The sequence below is a fragment of the Bradyrhizobium sp. 482_C4_N1_8 genome, assembly GCF_052075965.1.
GTDB classification, from domain to species: domain Bacteria; phylum Pseudomonadota; class Alphaproteobacteria; order Rhizobiales; family Xanthobacteraceae; genus Bradyrhizobium; species Bradyrhizobium barranii.
Window position 1 is genome coordinate 4,586,711 of sequence record NZ_CP197231.1, and the last position, 21,541, is coordinate 4,608,251.

Genomic DNA, 21,541 nt, shown 5'->3' on the forward strand with positions numbered 1-21,541 from the left:
CGCCTCTGGTCGTCTTGTCGCTTACGGCTCCGCCGTGACCTGCCAGGTCCCGGCATCCATGGCGCTCACCGCATAGCCCGCGACATTAGCATCGCTGAGCGCCTCGATGTTCAGCTCGACGGTGTCGGAAGAGCGCAGGCGATCGGGCAGGTTGCGGATGAGTTGCGCGAACTTGCGCGCCTCCTCCTGCGCCTCGGCCATGGTGACCTCGAGGAAGCGGAACGCGGTTCCCGCCGAGGTCTGCGCGAGGCGGCCGACGTCGGCCGTGATCACGGTTGCGATCTTCGGATAGCCGCCGGACGTGCCGCGATCCATCATCAGCGCGATCGGCGAGCCGTTGCCGGGGACCTGGATGCTGCCGTTGACGGTGCCGTCGGAGACGATGTTGTGGCCATGCAGATGCTTGATCGCCGGGCCCTCGAGCCGGTAGCCCATGCGGTCGGAGGTCGCCGAGATCTTCCACTCGCTATCGAGGAACAGCGCCTTGTTGGCGTCGTCGAACTCGTCGTCCTGCGGGCCGAGCAGGACGCGGATCGGGCCTGTTGCAGGCTTCGGCAACTCGATGCGCAGCTCGGGCGCGCCGCGCGCGGCATCGACCGTGAACTCGTCGCCGGCCTGCAGCGGGCGCGGGTAGGGGCTGCCGAGGCCCGCGCGGGCGTTCACCGCAAGGCTGCCGAACACCAGTTCGCCTTTGATCCCGCCTTCGATCGCCAGATAAGTGAACGCGCCGCCGCGGGCAAAGCCCAGCGTCAGCGTCTCGCCGTCCTTGAGCGTCACTGACGTGTCCATGGCCACCGGCTTACCGGCGACGTCCGCATTGCGCGGCGCGCCTGATATCGCGACGCGCACGGCGCCGTCTTTGGCAGTGAACGTGGCGCCGAAAGGGCCGATCTCGACCACGGCCGCGAACGGCTCATTGCCGACCAGCGTGTTCGCTGCCGCCAGCGACAGACGGTCCATCGCCCCGCTGACCGTCAGGCCGTAGCGCTGCGCGCCGTGGCGGCCGCCGTCCTGAACGGAGCTTGCGGGACCGATGCTGGCGATCACGAGCCGGCTCATGCGACCACCTGCTCGGCGATGATCTCGCCAGCCTCGGCGGCGCGATCCTGTTCCTCGAAGGTCTTGTGGTCGATGGCGAAAAACGTCACGCGATCACCGGGTTCGGTGAGAAAGGTCGGATTCCGGTGGAGTTGATAGGTTCTGACCGGCGTGCGGCCGAGCAGGTGCCAGCCGCTTGGCGCGGCCAGGCACTGGATTCCGGCCTGGATACCGCCGATCGAGATCGTGCCGGCGGGCGTGAACAGCCGCGGGCTCTGCCGCCGCGACATGTGCAGGGATTTGTCGAGGCCGCTGAGATAGGACCAGCCCGGGGTGAAACCGATCATGGCGACACGGTAGTCGCCGGCGACGTGACGGGCGACGATGTCGTCGGGCGTTGTGTTCAGCGCCTTCGCGACATCCTCGAGGTCGATGCCGTGTTCGCCGCCATAGGCGACGGGAATGCGCCAGCGCCGCGCCTTCGCGGCCGGCGGCAGCGGCTGGCTGGCGAGCGCAAGCAGCTTTTCGCCGAGCGCGTCGAAGCCGATCTTGCCGGGATCGTAATGCACCAGCAGCGAGCGATAGGTCGGAACGGTCTCGGTGATGCCGTCGATGGGGCTTGCTGCGAGCGCCTTGTCCAGCGCGAGCACGCGCTCGTTGGCGGCGTCATCGATGGTGCGGCTGAATTCGACCGTGACGGCGCTGTCGCCACTGGGCAGAAGGCGGGGCGGGGGAAGCGTCGCGGCCATGAGCTGTCGAAGGGCTGTCGAAATCGGGCTTCTCAGGAAATGCGGGCTCAGCCTTGAGTTCCGCTTTTCCTTGCTTCGCGTAAATGCGCCCGCAAGTCCAATAAATTAATGCAAGGGGAAACGATAAAGCGTTGTTATCGCGTCGCATAACAGCCCAGCGGCCCTGCGTTCTTGCCGGCTCTTTGGCCCTTGACGCAAGGGCTGCGGCTCGCAAGATGCGCGCGTTCTTTCCCGCCCATCCGGAGCTCGTTCTCGTCCATGTCGCTGTCCCCCGAAGCCCGCAAGACCCTCGCCGGCATCACCACTGCCACCATCACCACGGTCCTGCTGAAGAAGGGCCTGCGCAACGTCTGGATGCGCGGCGCGCGTCCGCTGCGTCCGGGCTTGCCGCGCCTGGTCGGGCCGGCCTTCACGCTGCGCTTCGTGCCGGCGCGCGAGGATCTGGCGACGCCGGAATCCTGGTCGTCGCCGATCTCGACCCGCACCGCGATCGAGGCGATGCCGGATGGCTGCATCGCCGTGGTCGATGCCATGGGCATCACCGATGCCGGCATCTTCGGCGACATTCTTTGCGCGCGCATGATGAAGCGCGGCGTGACCGCACTCGTCACCGATGGCGTGGTGCGGGACGTCGAGGGCGTGCTCGGCACCAATCTTCCGGTGTGGTGCGACGGCTATGCCGCGCCGCCGTCGGTTGCAGGCCTCACCTTCGTCGGCTGGGGCGAGCCGATCGGCTGCGGCGGCGTTGCGGTGTTCCCGAACGACATCGTGGTCGCCGACCAGGACGGCTGCGTGCTGATCCCGCAGGCGATGCTCGATCACGTGCTCAATGAGAGCGTCGAGCAGGAGCGGATGGAAGCCTGGATCGTCAACGAGGTGAACAACGGCGCGGTGCTGCCGGGCCTCTATCCCATGAACGCCGAAACCAAGGCGCGCTACGCCGCCAGCAAGAAGTAACAGGAAACGAGGTATCCCATGGAAATCACCGTCGCAGGCACGCGGCCGACCCGCCGCGCGCCCAAGGAAAATTTTACGGGCACCGTGTTGCAGGACCCCGTGATCATGGCGCCGGCGCCGGCGCGGCTGAACTGCTCGCGCGTCACCTTTGAGCCGGGCGCGCGCACCAACTGGCACCACCATCCGCTTGGGCAGACGCTCTACGTGATTTCGGGCGTCGGCCGCGTCCAGACCAAGGGTGGCCCTGTCAAGGAGATCCGTCCCGGTGACACCGTCTGGATTCCGCCGGGTGAACTGCACTGGCACGGCGCCTCGCCAAACAACAGCATGTGCCACATCGCCATGCAGGAGGCGCTCGACGGCGTCTATTCGACCTGGCTGGAGCCGGTGACCGACACGGAGTACGGCGCGCCGCTCGGCTAATCTCTCGTGCCCCGGATACAATGCAGCGCGTAAGCGCTGCGTTGCCGATCCGGGGGCCCACAAGCTTCCTCAAAGCAAGTGCCCTTGGGTCCCGGCTCAGTGCAGCAACGCTGCGCGTTGCAGCGCGTCCGGGACGCGGCAAATCACATCCGCTCCGCCGTCCACGTGCCCGTGCACAGGGGGCCGCGCCATGTGCCGGAGCCTGAAGTGCCGCTGAGCCGGCCGAAGCCGACGGCGCGTTTGATCCCGGTGCTCAAGGTGACGTTGATGCTGCCGGCATCGGCCACGCGGCCGGATGCTGAAACCACAGCGCTGCTCGATGCGATCTGACCGTTGCTGATGCCGATCGAGACCGTTGCGCCGTTACCGCAAGTCTCGCTCGTTGATGAGATGCGGACATTCCATGCGCCGTCGAAGGTGGAGGTCGCCGCGCCCGCCTGCGTCAGCGGGACCGCGATGGCGACAATGCTGGCGAAGAGACCTTTGCGAAATCCGTTCATGACACGCCCCGTTGGTTGACCATGGGGGGATCGTGGCATGAGCGCGGAACCCGCGATGTGAGGGCTGTCACGTGCGCAAGGGGCTCCGTGAGGTGGCGCACTCCGCAAAGAGATCGCGGACAAAAGCAAAGGGGCCCGGATCGCGGGCCCCTCGTCTCGGTTCGAACGTCGAAGTCGGACTCAGTTCACGCGCGTCCAGGTCTGGCCGCCGCAGAACATGCCGCCGAAGGCGCAGCCCTGCACGCGCAGGCGGTCGGTGCCCTTCATCGCGATCGTGGAATCGTAGGTCGAGCCGGAGTTGAGATCGAGGATGCGACCGGACCATTTCTGATCCTTGTTCTGGTCCTTGGCGGGTTTCATGTTGATGAGGACCTGTTCGCCGTTCTGGTTCGATTTGCTGTCGACCGAATAGCCGCAGAGATTGCTGCCGCATTGCTCGATGCGGACCTTGCCTTCCTTCTCCTCGGTCAGCCAGATGCCGAGTGGTGAATTGAGATCGCGCGCGGGCGCGGCTGCAGGAGCCGGCGGTGCGACGGCAGCCGCCTGAACGGGTGCGGGGGCCGGAGCGGGGGCTGGAGGCGGCGCCGGGGGTACAGCGGCCACAGTCGGGGCCGGCGGCGGCGCCACGGCGGGGGCTGCCTGCTGCTCGACCGGAGCGGGCGCCGGAGGCGGTGCAGGTGGCGGCAACACGGCCGCCTCAGCCGGCGCGTTGCTGGCGGTTGCAGACGGCGGCGGAGCGGGCGGGGGCGGAACTGGCGGCGGCGCTGCAGCGGCTGGCGCCTGTTCGGTTGCGGGCGGCGCTGCGACAGGGGCGGGAGCTGGCGCCGGAGCGGCCGGCGGTTGCGGATCAACCTTGGCCTGTTGCGGCGCCTGCTGGCCCGGGGTCGTCTCGTTCTTCTTGGCTTTCTTCGCCTTGCCCTGGCCGGTGTTGTCGTAGACGCCGGGGATCTGCACCGTGCCGCGGTCCGGATCGATGCGGATGGTGCGCCCGCCATACTCGAAAGTGTACTGCGCCTGAGCAGCGGTGCTCGCCAAAAGGAATGCGGCCGTGGCCAACAGCTTCCTCATTTCCGTCTCCTGAACAGCTGGTCCCCGTACCAACGCTTACGCGTCGGTTCGATCGCAAAAAGTGATCTAGATCACTGTCACCGTATGAGTCGTGGTCCGGCGGTTGCGGGTTCAATAACGCTGAACTCCGTCCAGAGTTGGACGGCGGCGCGGCGCAGCTCTGGACGGGGTATGGGATGGGCAAGTAAAACCGTTGTGGTTGAAGCTTCCGAAAGCACACGCAAATGCTATGGCCGCGCCTTGGCGAACTTGTTCTGATCGTAGTCGCTTGCCTTGCTGCGACACTGGCGCACGCGGCCGGGCTCGGATTTATCGAAGTGCCGGCGGACGCCGGCCGCTCCGCGCTCACTGGCATGGTGTGGACACCTTGTGCGGCGGCGCCCTCCGAGGTCGCTTTGGGCGGCGGTGTCTTCCTGCCGGGTGTGAAGGACTGTCCGGTAGCGGGCAATCGACTGCCGCTGATCGTCGTGTCGCACGGACGGCGCGGCTCGTTTTTGGGCCACGTCGACACGGCGACCGCATTGGCCGATGCCGGCTTCGTGGTCGCCGCGATCAATCACCCAGGCGACACTGCCAGAGACAGCAGCCGGACCGATGAATTCTCCGTCCTGGTCGAGCGCCCCGCCGACATGAAGCGGCTTACGGATTTCATGCTCGGCGCCTGGAAGGAAGCGGCGGTCCTGGACCCCAAGCGGGTTGGCTTGTTCGGGTTCTCGCGCGGCGCCTATACCGGTCTCGTCGTGATCGGCGGCAATCCCGATTTCGGAGCGCTCGCTCCGCTCTGCGATAGAGATGGAGCCACGACGCCAAAATGCCAGGCCATTCGCGATGGCCTTGTGCCAACAGAGGCGGCCGTACACGACCCCCGCATCAGAGCTGCCGTGCTGGCGGATCCGCCCCTTTATGAAGGCCTTTTCAACCGGGAGCGCCTCGCCAATGTGACGATCCCAATTCTCTTATGGCGTTCGGCGCTCGGCGGCGACGGTGTCGTGCCCGCTTCAGTCGATACGCTGGAACAAATGCTTCCCGCGCGCCCTGACTTCCGGATCGTGCCGAACTCGTCGCACTTTTCCTTTCTTGCGCCATGTCCGCCCAAGCTGGCCGAAGCCGCGCCGATCCTGTGCACTGATCCGCCCGGGTTCGACAGGGAAGCGTTTCACAGCGCCTTCAACGACGCGGCTGTGAGCTTCTTCCGCAAGCATCTGGAGTGACGGACAAGATCGGTCGCTAGTCGAACCAGGCGGCGTAGATCTTCCTGTAGCTGCCGTCCTCCATCGAGATGTGCAGCCACTGGTCGACGAAAGCCTTCAGCGCCATGTCGCGCTGGAGCCAGTAGGCCTTCTCCGAGAAGTCGAACGGCTTTTCGGGATGCACCGCGCAGAGCACGCCGGAATGCTGCTTCTGCTGGTAGCGGGTCTCGGAGGCGTCCGTCATCATCAAATCGGCGTTGCCCTTGGCGATCTCGTCGAAGATCACGGTGTTGTCGGGGAAGACGTTGATCTCGGCGTCCTTGATGTTGGCGCGCGCGAACCGCTCATTGGTGCCGCCGGGATTGACGATGACGCGGGTGCCCTTCTTGTCGATGTCGGAGATGGTCTGGTACTTGCCGACATCGGCGCAGCGCGCGATCGGCGTCTTGCCTTCGCGCATGATCGGCATCGAGAAGAAGCCCTTCTTCTGCCGATCGAGCGTGACCGAGACGCCGCCCATGGCGATGTCGAACTGGTCGGCCTCGAAGTCCTTCATGAGCTTCGGCCAGGCCGTCGGCACGAATTCGACCTTGACGCCGAGCGCCTTGCCGAGCGCCTCCGCCATGTCGACGTCGAAGCCGCTGAACTGCTGCGTCGCCTTGTCCAGGTAGGTGAAAGGCTTGTAGTCGCCGGTCATACCGACGCGCAAAGTGTCGCGCTTGACGATCTCGTCGAGGCGCGACGGCGCCGGCTGCTGCGCATATGCCGAAAAGTTCGCCAGCAGGACCGCGGTCAAAGCCGCCACGATTCGAACGATCATCTCTTTTCCACCCATGCCCGAGCTGTCATTGTGCAGCTCTTGAAACTTGGATTTAGACCAGATGCCCGTCACTGGCGAGGCGGAATTGAAGGGAAATTAGGGTGACGATCTCGATGTACGACGCCTCGGTCGGCGTCTTCGTGCCATATCTGCGCAACCTGTCGGCACTGCTGGACAAGGGCGTCGCCTATGCCGAAAGCCGGAAGTTCAATCCGGCCGTCCTGCTCGGCATGCGCATGGCGCCGAATATGTACGATCTGGCGCAGCAGATAGGGGAGGCGTGCCGCCATGCCACGGTCGCGCCGGCCTTGCTGGCCGACCAGGAGCCGGTGACGCTGCCGGCGCTGGAGCACGACATCGCCGGGCTTCAGGCGCGCATTGCGACGTCAATCGAGTTCATCGAAAGCCTGTCGCGCGCCGAGATCGATAGTGCGGCGGAACGGAATGTCTTCTTCAGGCTGAAAAACGGGACCGAGCTGCCCTTCACCGGGCGGACGCTGCTGCTGACGTTCAGCGTCCCGCAATTCTTCTTTCACGTCACGACGTCCTACGACCTGCTCCGGCATGCCGGGGTCGAGCTCGTGAAGCGGGATTTTCTCGGCCCCCGCGAGCGCTAGGCTTCGCCCTTGCGCTCGTAATCGGCGAGCGAGCTGCGGCCGGCGATCTCGCTGCGCAGCTCCTCGAAGCGCCGATGTGCCTCGTCCTCGTGCGCGTCGACGAAATGCACCGCGGCTTCGCTCGTCATCGGGCCGCTGACCACGGGCGCGGACTGCTCGCCGATGGTCTCGTGGACGTAGAACTGGCCGTCATCGCCGCGATGGACCGTCCATTTCAGACGGATCGCCACCATCGGCCCCGGACCGACCTTGCTGTAGCCATCGGCATCGGTGTGCTCCGGCACCAGCGGCTGCTCCTCGACCAGAGGATGCTCGTGCTCGTCGACCATCGCATGCTCGTCGACCACCACATGCTCGTCGGCGATCGGATGCTCGTCGGCGACGACCTGCTCACCGTCGACCACCATTTCGGTCTCGGTCTCGCGGACGGGCTCGGGGTGCTCCAAAATGCTGGCGATGGTTGCCAGCGCGTGGTCGGTCGGGTCGATCTCTGACAAGGGTTCATCCTCCAGCTCGACGCGGCCGGCAAGTCTGTCCCACTGCCGCCGCGGCCGGACTTATTACGCGGGTTTGATTAAGGCTGAGTTGGGGCTCGATCTGCACCAAAATGGGACGCATTCTGGCGTTCCGGAGGCGGGCGGATAACCGCCCGCCCGGAGGTCGGCTCAGCCGAGCACGTCCTGGTTGATGATGTTCTGCCGGATGGGATCGCCGTCCAGCACACTCAGGATATTGCGAGCGGTCTGCTCGCTCATGCGGCTCACCGCCTCGACGGTGACGCCGGCGACGTGCGGGGCCATGATGACGTTGGGCAGCGCGAACAGCGCGTTGCTGACCGGCGGCGGCTCCACCTCGAACACGTCGATCCCGGCACCGGCAATCCTGCCGGAGACCAGGGCGTCGTATAGCGCGGCCTCCTTCACGATGCCGCCGCGTGCAGTGTTGATGAGATAGGATTTCGGCTTCATCCGGCCGATCCGCGCCGCATCGAACAGCCCGACGGTTTCCGGCGTCTTCGGGCAATGGATGGTGACGAAGTCGGCGTTGGGCAGCGCTGCGTCGAGATCGGCGACGGGCTCGCAGCCCGCGGCCTTGATCTCGGCGGCAGGCTTGTAGGGATCGTAGACCTGCACCTTCATTTCCATCGCTTGGCAGCGCTTGGCGGTGCGACTGCCGATGCGGCCGAAGCCGATGATCAGCACGGTCTTGCCGTAGAGGTCGAACGGCAGCATGCCGAGCCGGTTGGCCCATTGGCCATCCTTGACGCAGGCGTGCATCTCATTGGCGCGCTTGGCCAGCGTCAGCATCATGAACAGCGCCTGCTCGGCGACCGAGGGCGAGTTGGCGCTGCCCGCCACCATCAGCGGCACCTTGCGGCGGGAGAGGGCGGGCACGTCGACGGCGTCGTAACCGACGCCGATGCGGGTCACCACCTTCATGTCCTTCGAGGCCTCAAGCTCGGTCTCACCGAAGGCGGTGGCACCCAGCGCCACGCCGTGAACCGGCGCGTGGTTCTTCAGCAAGGCTTCGAAATCCTTGGCCGAGATCAGGTTCGGAAACTCGACGAGCTCGATATCGTCCCGCTGGGTGAGGAGGGCGCGTGCCCCTTGCGACAAAGTTTGTGTAACGAAAATCTTCTTCTTGTTGGTCGCCATCGCTCCCCGCCTGCTTGCGTTTCTTGAGACGGCGTCACAGCACGACGCCGGTGTCTTCGTTTAGCAGGTGCATATTGTTGAGGTCCATCGCCAAACGCATGGGTGCCCCGTCCTTGGCGCCGGCGTTGGGATCGACGCGGCCGCAGATCGGCGTGCCGTCGAGGCCGAAATAGACCAGGGTCTCCATCCCCATCGGCTCGGTGACGTCGAGCACGGTGTCGAAGGTCTCGACGCCGGGCCCGAGATGCGCATGCGACTCGGTGAGGTGCTCCGGCCGGAGGCCGAGCAGCAGCTTGTCGGTGCGCGGCAGCGCGTTGTAGCGCGCGGCGCGAGCCTGTGGCAGCGCAAAGGCGATGCGGTCGGTCAAACGGATCTGGAGCGCGCCGCCGACATCCTCCAGCCGGCACGGGATGAAATTCATCGCGGGCGAGCCGATGAAGCCGGCGACGAAGCGCGTCGCCGGCTTGTGGTAGAGCTCGTTGGGCGTGCCGATCTGCTCGATGCGGCCCTTGTTCATCACAACGACGCGGTCAGCCAACGTCATCGCCTCGACCTGGTCGTGGGTGACGTAGACCGTGGTGGTGCGTACCTTCTGGTGCACCTTCTTGATCTCGATCCGCATCTGCACGCGCAGCTTGGCGTCGAGATTGGACAGCGGCTCATCGAACAGGAACACTTTCGGATTGCGCACGATGGCGCGGCCCATCGCGACACGCTGGCGCTGGCCGCCGGAGAGCTGCTTCGGCTTGCGGTCGATCAGGTCGGTGATGTCGAGGAGGCGGGCGGCTTCCGTGACCCGCGCCTTGATCTCGGCCTTGGGAAAGTGCTTCAGGCGCAGCCCGAACGACATGTTCTCCGCGACCGTCATGTGCGGGTAGAGCGCGTAGTTCTGGAACACCATGGCGATATCGCGATCCTTCGGCGGTACGTCATTGACGACGTCGCCGCCGATCATGATGTCGCCGTCGCTGATGTCCTCGAGGCCCGCGATCATGCGCAGCGTCGTCGACTTGCCGCAGCCCGAAGGCCCGACCAGCACGATGAACTCATGGTCGGCGATGTCCAAGTCGATGCCGCGCACGGCTTCGACATCATCGTAACGCTTGACCACCTTCCGCAATGCAACGTCAGCCATGAGACATCAACCCTTTGTCGCGCCGGCGGTCAGGCCGGCGATGTAGTAGTCCATCAGGAAGGCGTAGATGACCAGCGGCGGAGCTGCGCCGAGCAGCGCGCCGGTCATGATCTGGCCCCAGTTGAAGACGTCGCCCTTGATCAGGGTGGTGGTGATGCCGACCGGGAGCACGAGCTGGTCGATGGACGTCGTGAACACCAGGGGATAGAGGAACTGCGCCCAGGACACCGTGAAGGCGAAGATGGTCGCGGCAATCAGGCCCGGCAGCGCGACCGGAATAAAGATCCGCGTCAGGGTCTGAAGCCACGAGGCGCCGTCGATGATCGCGGCCTCGTCGAGCTCCTTCGGGATCGAGGCGAAATAGCCGATCATGATCCAGGTACAGAACGGCACCGTCAGCGTCGGATAGACGAATAGCAGCACGTACCATCGGTTCAGGAGCGTGATGCCGGTGATGTCCTGAACCAGCGCCAGCATCTTGAACAGCGGGATGAAGAGGAGGCTGTCCGGAACCAGGTAGGTCAGGAACACGCCGGTGGCGAGCGTCGTCGAGCCCCAGAACTTCATCCGCGCGAGCGCGAAGGCGGCAGGGATGCTGATCAGCATCGTGACGAGCACAACCACCAGCGACACGATGGTCGAATTCCAGAAGAACCGGAGGAATTGGTTCGACGTCAGTAGTTCGACATAGTTCGCCAGCGTCGGGTGGAACACCCACCACGGATTGGTCGCAGCCGAGATCTCCGCGCTGCTCTTGAGCGAGGTGATCACCATGTAGAGCGGCGGCGTCAGAAAGAAGATCGCAAACAGCACCAGGAAGAAATAGGACCAGCGCAGCGCCCAGGTACGGTCGCGGCTCATGCTGCCATATTTAACCTTGCGCCGGGGGCCGGCCTTGTCGATCGCTATTGTGCTCATCAGGATTCGTTCCCGCGTTTATTGACGTCGCGCAGGATGAAGATCGCTGCGACGGCGAGGATCGGGACCATGAACAGCGAGACGCTGGCGCCGAGCGGAATGTCGTTGCTCTCGATGCCGACCCGGAACGCATAGGTGGCAAAGATCTGGGTCTGGTCGAGAGGCCCGCCTGAGGTCAGGATGCGGACGATGTCGAAATTAGCGAAGGTGACGATCAGCGAGAACAGCGTCGTGATCGCGATGATGTTGCGCATCATCGGCAGCGTCACGTACCACATCTTCTGCCACCAATTGGCGCCGTCGATTGCGGCGGCCTCGTAGAGCTGGTCCGGCACCGATTTCAGCGCCGCCAGGTACATGATCAGGAAGAACGGCGCGCCGTACCAGACGTTGACGAGGATGACGGAAAAGCGCGCCCAGGCGGCATTGCCGAGCCAGTTGATGGGACCGATGCCGAAGAAGGAGAGCGTGTAGTTGAAGGCGCTGTAGGAGGGGTCGAACAGCCACAGCCAGGCGAGCGTGCTCATCGCCGGCGGGATCACCCAGGGCACCAGCAGCATGCCGCGCCATTTGCGCTGGCCCTTGGCCGGTATGTTGTGCACCAAATGCGCGACGATGAAGCCGATCAGCGCCTTGAAGAACACGGCGGTGATCGCGAAGATGCAGGACTGCTCCACCACCATCCAGAACGTCTCGCGCTTGAACAGGAAGGTGAAGTTGCCGAAGCCGACGAATTTTTGCATCGACTTGTTCAGCGTCGCGAGGTGGATCGAGAACAGGGCAGGGTAAAGCACGAACAGCGCGATCAGCAGGATCAGCGGCAGCGTCAGGAAGAACGCCACGGTCGATTTCCGCTTCAACGCATTGTGCAGGCCCGTCCGTTTGCGCGCGCTCGCCGTGCGGGCGACGCGACCGTCCTCAACGACGACATCGGCCATGTCAGTGTCCTTGGGTCAAGCTTCCTTGCGGAATGTCCAACGGCGGAGCCGGCACCCGCGTGTCGGCTCGATCTGCTCATTCCATCGAACGGTGGGGTGCCCTAGCGGCTCACGCGGGGATGCGTGAACCGCCGTGGCACACCCCGGCTTAGGTTCGCATGAAGCCTTCACACTCGCCTTCGCCCCAGGCGAGTGCGGTCTCCAACTTTTCGCCCTGCGCAAAGCGCAGCGCCATCTTGGTCAGCGTGGCCTGCGCGTAGATCTGCTGGGCGATCTTCGGCGGCGCCGGAGAGGCCGCAATCGACAGTGTCTGATGATTGTAGGGATTTGGATAGTGATAGAGCGTGCCCTTCGGCGGGCCTACCTCGGCCCAGGTCTTCAGGGTCGTCATCTTCGAATAGGCCGGCAAATCGTAGCCGCCGCTCGCCGCGACGAACTTTTCGATCGATGACGGCTGTGACAGAAAAGCCAGAAGGCTCTTGGCCGATGCCTTGTTCTTGGAGAAATTCCAGAGACCCCAGAAATAGGGCAGGAACGGCGCATACCGGCCTTTAGGACCGGAGGGGAAGCCGTGCGTCCAGCATTGCTCGGCGACCTGCGGCGCGTCGCGCTTGGCGACCGCCCAGGCGCTCGGCGGATTCATGATGAGGGCGCCGCGGCCGGAGATCAGCCATTTGTTGTTCGACGCATCATCCCAGGACGGCGCGTCCGGTGGCAGGAAGGCGATCAGCTTCTTGTAATATTCGAGCGCCTGGCGAACCTCATCGGTCTTCACCGTGACATCGCCCTTGGCGTTGACGAGTTCGGCGCCGAACGACTGGAAGATGGCGCCCGCGGTATCGACGCTGTCGGTGGTCTCGCCGAGACCGATTCCGAATGGGAAACCGGCCTTCTGGCAGGCTTCCGCCGCCTTCAGGAATGTATCCATATTCCAGCTATCGGCCTTGGGCGGCGCGCCGACGGGGTACAGTTCCTGGACGTCGATCCCCGCATGCTTCTTCATGAGGTCGATGCGCGAGCAGGGCCCCTTGATCTGGCTCCCCGGGGTTGCCGGGACCGCAAGCCATTTGCCGTTGGCCTTGCCGAGATATTTGACCGTGTCGTTGACCTCACCGTTCTGCTTGATCGCCTCCTCGACCACGTCGTTCACCGGTTCAAACTGCTCGGCATACGCATGCGGCCACCAGGTGTACATCTGAAGAATGTCGTGGCCGGATTTGGCCTGCGCTTCGGCCGCGACCGTCAACTCGATCTTCTTGTTGTTGCTGGTGATGTAATCGATGGAAACTTCGACCTTCTCCTTTTCAGCCCATTCCTTGACCATGGCGGTGGAGGCGTCGTTGGCACCGGGCACCCAGTGGTCCCAGAAGCCGATCGAGAGTTTGCCGGCGGCGTAAGCGCCGCGGACATAGGGCGCTGTGATCAGCGCGGCGGAGGACATTGCAGTGGCGGCTACAAATTGACGTCGCGTCAGTGTCTTGCGTGACATCTCGTTTCCTCACCTGGATGTTTTATTGTTTTCGCGTTTCCTCTGGCATTCCGAGTTTTGTTTTTGATTTTTGTTCGCGTTTCTTGGTGCTACCGCCTCGCCGTGAAATCGCGCGAAGCGCAGCAAATTGGTAGCGCGATCAGATCATGATTGATCCCGTCTGTCGAGGAAGCCGAACGACTCGCCGTCTAGAACTAACGTTGCGTCCGGGAACGCGGCGGCGCCGTCGCGCGACGCGCGCCAGCGGTGAACCTCGGAGGCGCATTTTGCGACGCACACTTCGGGTCAAGGACCGCAGGACATCTCGTGCGCAATTACGCCGCAGTTTCGAATAAGCCTTCATAACCGCTTCGCGCCAAACAGTTTTCGGGCGTGGACAGCAATTGGCTGCGGCTGGACCGCGAAGCGGCGAAAACGATAGAGTTGCAACCGGCGGGTGGCCCCCACCCGGACAGGACAATCGGATCGACGATGGAGACCAGAATGATCAACCCGGCGCCGCCTGCGCGGCTTCACCTGCGGCGATGGTTCGCGCTGGGCTCCGTGCTCGCGGTGCTGCTGGGCGCCGCCGCCGTTGCGCAGGCGCAAGGCCTGGTCAAGGGCGTTCAGGATGGAGCTGCGGCCGGCAACAAGGCGGCCGGACCCGTTGGCGGCGTGCTGGGCGGTGCGATCGGCGGCGTGGTCGGTGTCTTCACCGGCGTGCTCGGCGTCAACAACCAGCCGGCTCCGGCTGCCAAGGACGCGAGCAAGGATGCCAGCAAGGACGCGAGCAAGGATTCCAAGCAGCCGGGCGCCGGCAAGGACAAGGGCGCCAAGGAGACCGCCAAGGCGGGCAAGGGCGCCAAGGCGAGCAAGGAAGCCAGGAATGCGCCGCAGGACAACAAGGACAATAAGGACGTCACCGTCCTCACCCAGCCCGGCGCGCCGCAACAGTCCGCCGAGCAGATCGTCGCCAACAGCGATTCCTATATCGAGCGGATCAAGACCGAGTTGAACCTGACGCCCGATCAGGAGAAGCACTGGTTCGGCTTCTCGAGCGCAATGCACTATCTGGGGCATAATGGCGCGGAGCGGCTCAACCTGCGGATCGCCCGCGCCAAGCGGGATCCGCCTGACGACATCATCGAGCAGATGCGCAACGAATCGCAATTCCTGATCGACCGCGCCGCCGACCAGCGCAATGTCGCCGATGCCGCCGAGCCGCTTTATTCGAGCCTCGACGACAAGCAGAAGCAGGTCTTCATCCAGGAGATGGTGCGCCTCAGCCACGAGCGCGGGCTGGATTAATCAAGTTGAATCCGATCGCGGGCGTCTGAATTAACGGCGCCCGCCACGAATTCGTGAATCCTCTCCGCATTTCGGGTATGGTTAGCTTCGTAAGCTGACTGCGGGGTTGATATGGCGGACGGACTCTCCGTTTTCCTGGTCGAAGACGAGGCGTTGATCCGGATGATGATCGCCGACATGGTGGAGGAACTCGGCCATCATGTCGTCGCGGAAGCGGACAATGTCCGGGACGCGAGCGCCTTTGCGATGACCGCGCAATACGATTTCGCCATCCTCGACATCAACCTGAAGGGCCTCTACGTCGATCCAGTCGCCGACCTGATCGAGCGCCGCGGCAAGCCGTTTCTGTTCGCCACCGGCTACGGGCCGGAGCTGCTGCCGTCCTTGCTCCGGCGGCGGCCTATCCTGCGCAAGCCGATTTCCCTCGACCAGCTCAAGGTGATGATCGATTCGCTGTTTCCGGACGCGGTCGCCAAAACTCCTCACTGAGAAGGCTCCTCACTGAGAAGCGCCGTACTGAGATCGCCAACGAAAATGGCCGCCCGTGAGGGGCGGCCATTTGGCGAAAGAATGTCTCGTCGTCTCAGATCAGGCCGGCGCTGAGGTCGATGCCGCGCGCCATCACGCCGAACGAGGCGACCAGGCCCATGCAGCAGAACAGCAAGATGATCTTGAACGAAGAATCGGCAAAACGGGTTTCGACGGCGGCCGGGATCGCGGCAAGCGAAATCATGCTCATGTTCATTCCCCCCTTTGTTGACCCCTGAATTGCATCAGGTAGGGGAAGCTCTTAGAGCAAAAAGTTTGACGCGAGCTTGCGAGGGATCGTTAACGGAATCGCCATCGCTCGCGTGTTTGCGCGAGTAGCAAGCGGTCCCGCAAGTCTCAGTTGCGGCCGTTCTTCAGCACAGTGGCGATGGTATGGGCCGTCATGGCGGCGCGATCAGAGGCGCGTTGCGCGGCCAGCCGGTCGCGCGCCTTTTCCTCGATCAGGAGCTCGATCAGGGCCAGCCGCTTGTCATCGTCGTCCGCCTCGGTCAGCAGGCGGTGATAGCGGTGATAGTCGAAACCGAAGTCCTGCTTACGCATGTCACGCCCCCGCAACTACGGGAATTGTTTCCCATCGGACACAGTCGGGCAAGCACGATCCTGCGTGGAACCGCGCCTTGGCTGCAATCAGCTGTGTATAGTTAACGGACTGGACGGCGTCGGAGCCGATCGCGGCTCATCAATCCGGATTGTGGTCGGCGAACATCTTCAGGCCGACGAAGCTCGCGTCGGGTTTCGTCACCAGCCTGGTCGGGATATTGCGCAAATAGTCCTGGAAGCGTCCCTTGGCTTCGAAGCGTGCCCGGAACGCGGAAGCGGCAAGGAACTCCGGAAAGCGCGGCACGATCCCGCCGGCGATGTAGACGCCGCCGCGGGCGCCGAAGGTCACCGCGAGATTGCCCGTGACCGAGCCGAGGATGGCGCAAAACATCTCCAGCGTCGCGCGGCTCAGTTCGCAACTGCCCTCCAGGGCGGCCTTGGTGATGGCGGCGGCGTCGCGGTGCGGCACTTGGGCGCCGTCGACCTCCGCCAGCGCCTCGTAGAGGTTTTGCAGGCCGGAGCCCGAAAGCGCGCCGCGCTCGATGGAGACATGACCGAGACGTCGGCGCATGGCCGCGATCACGCGCTCCTCGCGCTCGGTCTCCGCCGGCAAAGTCGCGTGGCCTGCCTCGGTGACGACCGCCAGCCGGGCGCCGTGGCGTTCGACCAGACAGGAGACGCCAAAGCCGGTTCCAGGCCCAACCACCAGCAGCGGTTCTCCGGGGAGGCCGTCCTGGCCCCCGAGCGGGATCAAATCGTCAGGCTTCAAGGCGGGCAGGGACCAGGCCACGACCTCGAAATCATTGAGCACATGCACGCTCTCGAAGCCGAGGGCCGGCTGGAGCTCGTTGCCGTCGATGACCCACGGACTGTTGGTCATGACGCAGCGGTTATTGGTCACGGGACCCGCGACGGCCAGCACGGCGCGTTTGGGCTGCTTGCCGCCGGACCGGCGCGCAAGGACGTCGGCGATGGCTTCCCGGACGGTCGGGAAGTCCGCGACCTTCACATAGTCGATGGGCCCGGCCTGGTCGCCGCTGTCCGATGCGCTTTCGCTCAGCGCAAAGCGCGCATTGGTGCCGCCGATATCGGCGAGAAGAATCTGTCCTGTCTTGCCGATACTCATGACCTTGTGGCTGCCGCGCCCTGCAGGCTCGCGGGAACCGTTCCCTCCGCTCCATCAGATCCGCAATTTGCGAACGTCTCTAGAATCCGTCCTTGGGTGAGCCTAGTCAACTCGGACAACGCCAAACCGTTGCATCCCAGGTGCGACGGGCGCGATATCGCCGCATGTGTCGATGGTTGCGAAGCCGCGCGGGAAGATCGACATTGGACGGAGCGTTCGGCGCCCGTCGCGCCGGACGGCTGGAACGGGACCTTGCGATGCAGATTTCCGACCGCGACGTGCTGCTGGTGATCGACGTGCAGAACGACTTTTGCACCGGCGGAGCGCTCGCCGTTCCCGGCGGCGAGAAGGTTGTCCCGGCCATCAACCGAATTGCCGCAAAATTCACCAATGTGGTGCTGACCCAGGACTGGCATCCGGGCGACCACGTCTCGTTCGCACCGAACCATGCGGGCAAGCAGCCGTTCCAGACCATCGAGCTCGACTACGGCACTCAGGTGCTGTGGCCGACGCACTGCGTGCAAGGCACGGCGGGCGCTGAATTCCATGGGCAGCTCGAAATTACCAGGGCAAACCTCGTGGTGCGCAAAGGCTTTCGTCGCGGCATCGATTCCTATTCGGCGCTGTTCGAGAACGACCACCGGACGCCGACCGGGCTGCTCGGCTATTTGCGCGAGCGCGAGCTGAAGACCGTCTTCATCGCCGGTCTGGCGCTGGATTTCTGTGTTCGTTTCTCGGCGGAAGATGCCCGCAAGGCGGGGTTCGAGGTCGCCGTCATCGAGGACGCATGCCGCGGCATCGATCTCGACGGCTCTGTGGCCGCGACCCATCGGAGTTTTCGCGAGCGCGGTATTTCGATCGTCAGCCTGGAGGCCTTGCTGTGAGGACCCTGAGATAGTCATGGTGGAGAAGAGCGGCAAACCGCTGGGTGGGTCGGACCGTCCTCCGGATGATCCGCTGTTATGGCCGTTTGCGGCAGCGCGGCTCGCGATGGACGCCTGCTTCTGGTGGCTGGAACGCGGTCCGCCGGAACAGGACGAGAGCAATCTGCCGTGGACGACGCCCAACACAGTCGCCTTGGAGCTTGCGACCATGCGCCTGCGCGATTGCACGCGGACGCAATCCGGCCAGCCGGCACTGGTCTGCGCGCCCTATGCGCTGCATCGGGCCCTGATCGCCGACTTCGCGCCCGGCCACAGCGTGGTGCAGTCCCTGCAAAATGGCGGCATCGATCGGGTGTACCTCACCGACTGGCGCTCGGCCTCGCCGGAGATGCGCTATCTCTCGATCGACGCCTATCTCGGCGATCTCAACGTCGCCGTCGACGAAATCGGCGCGCCGGTCGATCTCGTCGGCCTGTGCCAGGGTGGCTGGCTGTCGCTGCTCTATGCGGCGCGCTTTCCCGCCAAGGTGCGGCGGCTGGTGCTGGTGGGGGCGCCCGTCGATCTCTCGATCGATTCCGCGCTGTCCCAGCTAGCTCGCAATGCGCCTGAGGCGCTCTACGACCAGCTCGTGGCGCGCGGCGGCGGCAATGTCAGCGGCGACGAGATGCTGCGCTTCTGGACGAAGGCGCCGAGCCGCGACGACATTGCGGCGGCATTGCAGAGGGATCTCTCGGACGAGGAGGGCGCGGCACTGCTCGCGCGTTTCGATCGCTGGAATACCGAGACGCTCAACCTGCCCGGCACCTATTATCTGGAGATCGTCAACCGAATCTTCCGGGAGAATCGGATTGCCGGCGGCAACTTCACGGCGCTCGGCCGCGAGGTTGATCTGAGGGACGTCAAGGCGCCGGTCTTCCTGCTGGCCGGACTCGATGACGACGTCGTGCCGGCCAGACAGGCGCTTGCGACCGCCGGTCTGCTCGGAACACCGCCGGCCTTCATTGCCGCGGCCTCCGAGCCCAGCAATCATCTCGGCCTGTTCATGGGGGCGCGCACCCACGCCCATGCCTGGCCCCGGATCGCCGAGTGGCTGCGCAACGACCTCTCCGGAGTGCTGGCCCGCAGCGCCTGACCTTGTCAGTACCTTGGCCCGGCCGGGCCGGCGAACACGCAAATCCGTTATGCATGACGGCGGATGGCCTGCACGGGGCCCGGTCGATGGGTTACATATCATCCGGAACTGGCGGCTGCGGCCGCGACAAGATTAAGGGTACCGCGCTCGATGAGCTTCCACTCGATCTACGCCCACGGATTTGCGCGCGTGGCGGCCTGTGTCACCGCCTCCCACGTGGCCGATCCCACGGCCAATGCGAAGGCGATCCTGGCAGCGGCAGGCGCTTGCCATGAACAGTCGGTGGCGGTCGCCGTCTTTCCGGAGCTGTGCCTGTCCGGCTACGCGATTGAGGATCTCGTCAAGCAGGACCCGCTGCTCGATGCGGTCGAGCGCGGCCTTGTCACGATCGTCGAGGCGTCCTCGGCGCTGATGACCGTCCTGATCGTCGGCGCGCCGCTGCGCTTTGGTCATCGCATCTACAATTGCGCCGTCGTCATTCATCGCGGCAACGTCCTTGGCGTCGTGCCCAAGTCTTATCTGCCGACCTATCGCGAATTCTACGAGGGACGGCATTTCGCTTCCGGCGCCGGCATCGCCGGAGAGACGATCGCGTTTGGCGGGCTGCATGCACTGTTCGGCGTCGACCTCCTGTTCGCGGCCGAGGATGTTCCAGGCCTGATCATCGGCGTCGAGATCTGCGAGGACATGTGGATTCCGGTGACGCCGGCATCCGAACTCGCGCTTGCCGGCGCCAGCGTGCTGATCAACCTATCCGGCAGCCCGATCACGATCGGCCGGGCGCGCTCGCGCGCACTGCTGTGCCAATCGACGTCGGCGCGTTGTCTTGCGGCCTACGTCTATTCAGCCGCCGGAGCAGGGGAATCGACCACGGACCTGGCCTGGGACGGCCAGACCTCGATCTATGAGAATGGCGTGCTGCTGGCCGAGGGCGAGCGGTTCCGCCAGGACGGCCAGATCACGCTGGCCGACGTCGATCTCGATCTGCTCAGACAGGAACGCGCGCTGATGGGCACGTTCGACGATAATCGCCGGCAACGCGAAGCCTTTTTCCGGAGGATCACCTTCGCCCTGAAGCCGCCGGCCACCGACATCGGCTTCCTGCGCCAGATCGAGCGCTTCCCGTTCGTGCCGAGCGACGAAGCCCTGCTCGAGCAGGATTGCTACGAGGCGTACAACATCCAGGTCGCCGGCCTCGTGCAGCGCATGCGCGCGACCGGAACCAAGCGCGTGGTGATCGGCGTCTCGGGCGGGCTCGACTCCACCCACGCCCTGATCGTCGCCGCCAAGGCGGTCGACCTGCTCGGACTGCCGCGCAGCAACATCCTGGCTTACACGATGCCGGGCTTTGCCACCGGCAGCGAGAGCAAGACCAACGCACTGGCGTTGATGAAGGCGTTGCAGACGGAGTGGCAGGAGCTCGACATCCGTCCCACGGCGACGCAAATGCTGAAGGACATCGGTCATCCCTTCGGCAAGGGCGAGAAGGTCTACGACATCACGTTCGAGAACGTGCAGGCGGGCCTGCGCACGGACTATCTGTTCCGGCTCGCCAACCATCATGGCGGCATCGTCATTGGAACCGGCGATCTCTCGGAGCTCGCGCTCGGCTGGTGCACCTACGGCGTCGGCGACCAGATGGCGCATTATAATGTCAACGCCGGGGTGCCGAAGACGCTGATCCAGCACCTGATCCGCTGGGTGATCGCCTCAAAACAGTTCAGCGACGACGTCAACCGGACGCTTACGTCGATCCTGTCGGCCGAAATCTCGCCCGAGCTGGTTCCGGTCAAGCCCGGCGAGAAGCCGCAGAGCACGGAAGCTTCCGTCGGGCCCTACGAGCTGCAGGATTTCAACCTGTTCTACACGCTGCGGTTCGGCATGCGGCCCTCCAAGATCGCCTTCATGGCGCAGCACGCCTGGAATGATGTCGCCAAGGGCGAATGGCCGCCGGCGTTCCCGACCGATAAGCGCAGGGCCTATGATCTGCCGGAGATCCGGCGCTGGCTGGAGGTGTTCCTGCGCCGGTTCTTCGCCTTCAGCCAGTTCAAGCGCTCGGCGATGCCGAACGGGCCGAAGGTTTCGGCCGGCGGCTCGTTGTCGCCACGTGGCGACTGGCGCGCGCCGTCGGATTCCAGCGCTGCGGCATGGCTTGAGGATCTCGAGCGGAACGTTCCGAAGTGATTGAGACGGCTGATCGGGCAGGGTAGCTCCAGAACGCGGGCAGGGTAGCTCCAGAACGACTTCGCGCCGCGCGGCCCATAAGGCCGGCGGCGCGAAATTGCGTTCAATCTAGAAAGTGCCGAGGTCCGGAGTGCCTAGGAGTCCGGACCTCGTCACCTTGCCCCAGCCTTTGATCCCCCCGCCCCATGCGGTCCCCCAACCCCATGTAGCGCGATCAGAAGGTGATGCCCCTGGAAGGCCGCCGATCGATGCGCGCGATGTACGCGAAGTATGGTTAGGATTCCATTCCGGATCACTACGGACACGAACGCGCTTGATGCTGCACGCTGGTGCATTCGTCCG

At 64.4% G+C, this 21,541-nt stretch carries 23 protein-coding genes; 9 read left to right on the top strand and 14 right to left on the bottom strand.

Translation table 11 applies throughout. The features are described from left to right. Positions 1–21: 21 nt before the first annotated feature. Together AB7Z56_RS21930 and pxpB are read right to left on the bottom strand one after the other, a co-directional pair. Positions 22–1,059 carry a biotin-dependent carboxyltransferase family protein gene (locus AB7Z56_RS21930; RefSeq protein ID WP_283016523.1) on the bottom strand — a complete coding sequence of 346 codons (1,038 nt, stop codon included), beginning with the start codon at positions 1,057–1,059 and terminating at the stop codon, positions 22–24. Beyond that, positions 1,056–1,787, bottom strand: coding sequence for a 5-oxoprolinase subunit PxpB (gene pxpB, locus AB7Z56_RS21935; protein WP_071913808.1), 732 nt, complete (start codon positions 1,785–1,787; stop codon positions 1,056–1,058). Before pxpB ends, AB7Z56_RS21930 begins: the two co-directional genes overlap by 4 nt. A 258-nt stretch (positions 1,788–2,045) precedes the next feature. On the opposite strand from pxpB, the gene AB7Z56_RS21940 reads away from it, so the two are divergent. Further along, positions 2,046–2,744, top strand: a complete 699-nt coding sequence (locus tag AB7Z56_RS21940) for a ribonuclease activity regulator RraA (protein ID WP_071913810.1) — start codon at positions 2,046–2,048, stop codon at positions 2,742–2,744. Positions 2,745–2,762: 18 nt separating this feature from the next. Beyond that, entirely contained in the window at positions 2,763–3,167 is a 405-nt protein-coding gene (locus AB7Z56_RS21945; RefSeq protein WP_135213661.1) for a (R)-mandelonitrile lyase, read from the top strand. Between the two features lie 143 nt (positions 3,168–3,310). Here the strand turns inward: AB7Z56_RS21945 and AB7Z56_RS21950 are convergent, their stop codons facing one another. Further along, a complete protein-coding gene (locus tag AB7Z56_RS21950) occupies positions 3,311–3,667 on the bottom strand; it encodes a hypothetical protein (RefSeq protein WP_283016522.1) in 357 nt (118 codons plus the stop codon). A 180-nt stretch (positions 3,668–3,847) separates the two neighbouring features. Beyond that, entirely contained in the window at positions 3,848–4,735 is an 888-nt protein-coding gene (locus AB7Z56_RS21955; protein WP_283016521.1) for a DUF2147 domain-containing protein, read from the bottom strand. Between the two features lie 317 nt (positions 4,736–5,052). Between AB7Z56_RS21955 and AB7Z56_RS21960 the strand changes: the two genes are divergently transcribed. Continuing rightward, positions 5,053–5,946 (top strand): alpha/beta hydrolase family protein, encoded by an 894-nt coding sequence (locus tag AB7Z56_RS21960; RefSeq protein ID WP_354123783.1) that lies wholly within the window; start codon positions 5,053–5,055, stop codon positions 5,944–5,946. Between the two features lie 16 nt (positions 5,947–5,962). Here AB7Z56_RS21960 and AB7Z56_RS21965 read toward each other — a convergent pair whose 3' ends face one another. Further along, positions 5,963–6,745, bottom strand: a complete 783-nt coding sequence (locus AB7Z56_RS21965; protein ID WP_283016519.1) for a transporter substrate-binding domain-containing protein — start codon at positions 6,743–6,745, stop codon at positions 5,963–5,965. Positions 6,746–6,858: 113 nt separating this feature from the next. Between AB7Z56_RS21965 and AB7Z56_RS21970 the strand changes: the two genes are divergently transcribed. Beyond that, positions 6,859–7,362, top strand: a complete 504-nt coding sequence (locus AB7Z56_RS21970; protein ID WP_135213857.1) for a DUF1993 domain-containing protein — start codon at positions 6,859–6,861, stop codon at positions 7,360–7,362. On the opposite strand, the gene AB7Z56_RS21975 is transcribed toward AB7Z56_RS21970, so the two are convergent. The 6 genes from AB7Z56_RS21975 to AB7Z56_RS22000 form a co-directional block, all read right to left on the bottom strand. Then, a complete protein-coding gene (locus AB7Z56_RS21975) occupies positions 7,359–7,859 on the bottom strand; it encodes a hypothetical protein (RefSeq protein WP_283016518.1) in 501 nt (166 codons plus the stop codon). The two genes, AB7Z56_RS21970 and AB7Z56_RS21975, sit on opposite strands and share 4 nt — an antisense overlap. A 168-nt stretch (positions 7,860–8,027) precedes the next feature. Next, positions 8,028–9,017, bottom strand: a complete 990-nt coding sequence (locus AB7Z56_RS21980; RefSeq protein ID WP_247309946.1) for a hydroxyacid dehydrogenase — start codon at positions 9,015–9,017, stop codon at positions 8,028–8,030. A gap of 34 nt (positions 9,018–9,051) precedes the next feature. Beyond that, positions 9,052–10,152 carry an ABC transporter ATP-binding protein gene (locus AB7Z56_RS21985; protein WP_283016517.1) on the bottom strand — a complete coding sequence of 367 codons (1,101 nt, stop codon included), beginning with the start codon at positions 10,150–10,152 and terminating at the stop codon, positions 9,052–9,054. Between the two features lie 6 nt (positions 10,153–10,158). Then, positions 10,159–11,070, bottom strand: coding sequence for a carbohydrate ABC transporter permease (locus AB7Z56_RS21990; protein WP_063983243.1), 912 nt, complete (start codon positions 11,068–11,070; stop codon positions 10,159–10,161). Then, on the bottom strand, positions 11,070–12,008 hold the full coding sequence (locus tag AB7Z56_RS21995) for a carbohydrate ABC transporter permease (RefSeq protein WP_063983244.1): 939 nt from the start codon (positions 12,006–12,008) through the stop codon (positions 11,070–11,072). The genes AB7Z56_RS21990 and AB7Z56_RS21995 overlap by 1 nt, the downstream gene beginning before the upstream one ends. Before the next feature lie 148 nt (positions 12,009–12,156). Beyond that, entirely contained in the window at positions 12,157–13,497 is a 1,341-nt protein-coding gene (locus AB7Z56_RS22000) for an ABC transporter substrate-binding protein (RefSeq protein WP_283016516.1), read from the bottom strand. A 483-nt stretch (positions 13,498–13,980) separates the two neighbouring features. Between AB7Z56_RS22000 and AB7Z56_RS22005 the strand changes: the two genes are divergently transcribed. Together AB7Z56_RS22005 and AB7Z56_RS22010 are read left to right on the top strand one after the other, a co-directional pair. Then, positions 13,981–14,784, top strand: coding sequence for a Spy/CpxP family protein refolding chaperone (locus AB7Z56_RS22005; RefSeq protein ID WP_167767897.1), 804 nt, complete (start codon positions 13,981–13,983; stop codon positions 14,782–14,784). Positions 14,785–14,895: 111 nt separating this feature from the next. Then, positions 14,896–15,273: a response regulator gene (locus tag AB7Z56_RS22010; protein WP_014495213.1), complete on the top strand. Its 378-nt coding sequence runs from the start codon at positions 14,896–14,898 to the stop codon at positions 15,271–15,273. Positions 15,274–15,367: 94 nt separating this feature from the next. On the opposite strand, the gene AB7Z56_RS22015 is transcribed toward AB7Z56_RS22010, so the two are convergent. The 3 genes from AB7Z56_RS22015 to glk form a co-directional block, all read right to left on the bottom strand. Beyond that, on the bottom strand, positions 15,368–15,523 hold the full coding sequence (locus AB7Z56_RS22015) for a hypothetical protein (protein WP_259257549.1): 156 nt from the start codon (positions 15,521–15,523) through the stop codon (positions 15,368–15,370). A gap of 146 nt (positions 15,524–15,669) precedes the next feature. Next, positions 15,670–15,873 (bottom strand): hypothetical protein, encoded by a 204-nt coding sequence (locus AB7Z56_RS22020; RefSeq protein ID WP_014495215.1) that lies wholly within the window; start codon positions 15,871–15,873, stop codon positions 15,670–15,672. 139 nt (positions 15,874–16,012) lie between these two features. Continuing rightward, positions 16,013–16,999, bottom strand: coding sequence for a glucokinase (glk, locus tag AB7Z56_RS22025; RefSeq protein WP_354123784.1), 987 nt, complete (start codon positions 16,997–16,999; stop codon positions 16,013–16,015). A 257-nt stretch (positions 17,000–17,256) separates the two neighbouring features. On the opposite strand from glk, the gene pncA reads away from it, so the two are divergent. From pncA to AB7Z56_RS22040, 3 genes are all read left to right on the top strand, one after another. Further along, positions 17,257–17,883 (top strand): bifunctional nicotinamidase/pyrazinamidase, encoded by a 627-nt coding sequence (gene pncA, locus AB7Z56_RS22030; RefSeq protein WP_354123785.1) that lies wholly within the window; start codon positions 17,257–17,259, stop codon positions 17,881–17,883. Positions 17,884–17,899: 16 nt separating this feature from the next. Next, positions 17,900–19,015, top strand: a complete 1,116-nt coding sequence (locus AB7Z56_RS22035) for an alpha/beta fold hydrolase (protein WP_354123786.1) — start codon at positions 17,900–17,902, stop codon at positions 19,013–19,015. 150 nt (positions 19,016–19,165) lie between these two features. Continuing rightward, a complete protein-coding gene (locus AB7Z56_RS22040) occupies positions 19,166–21,199 on the top strand; it encodes an NAD(+) synthase (RefSeq protein ID WP_354233566.1) in 2,034 nt (677 codons plus the stop codon). The last annotated feature ends 342 nt before the right edge of the window (positions 21,200–21,541 follow it).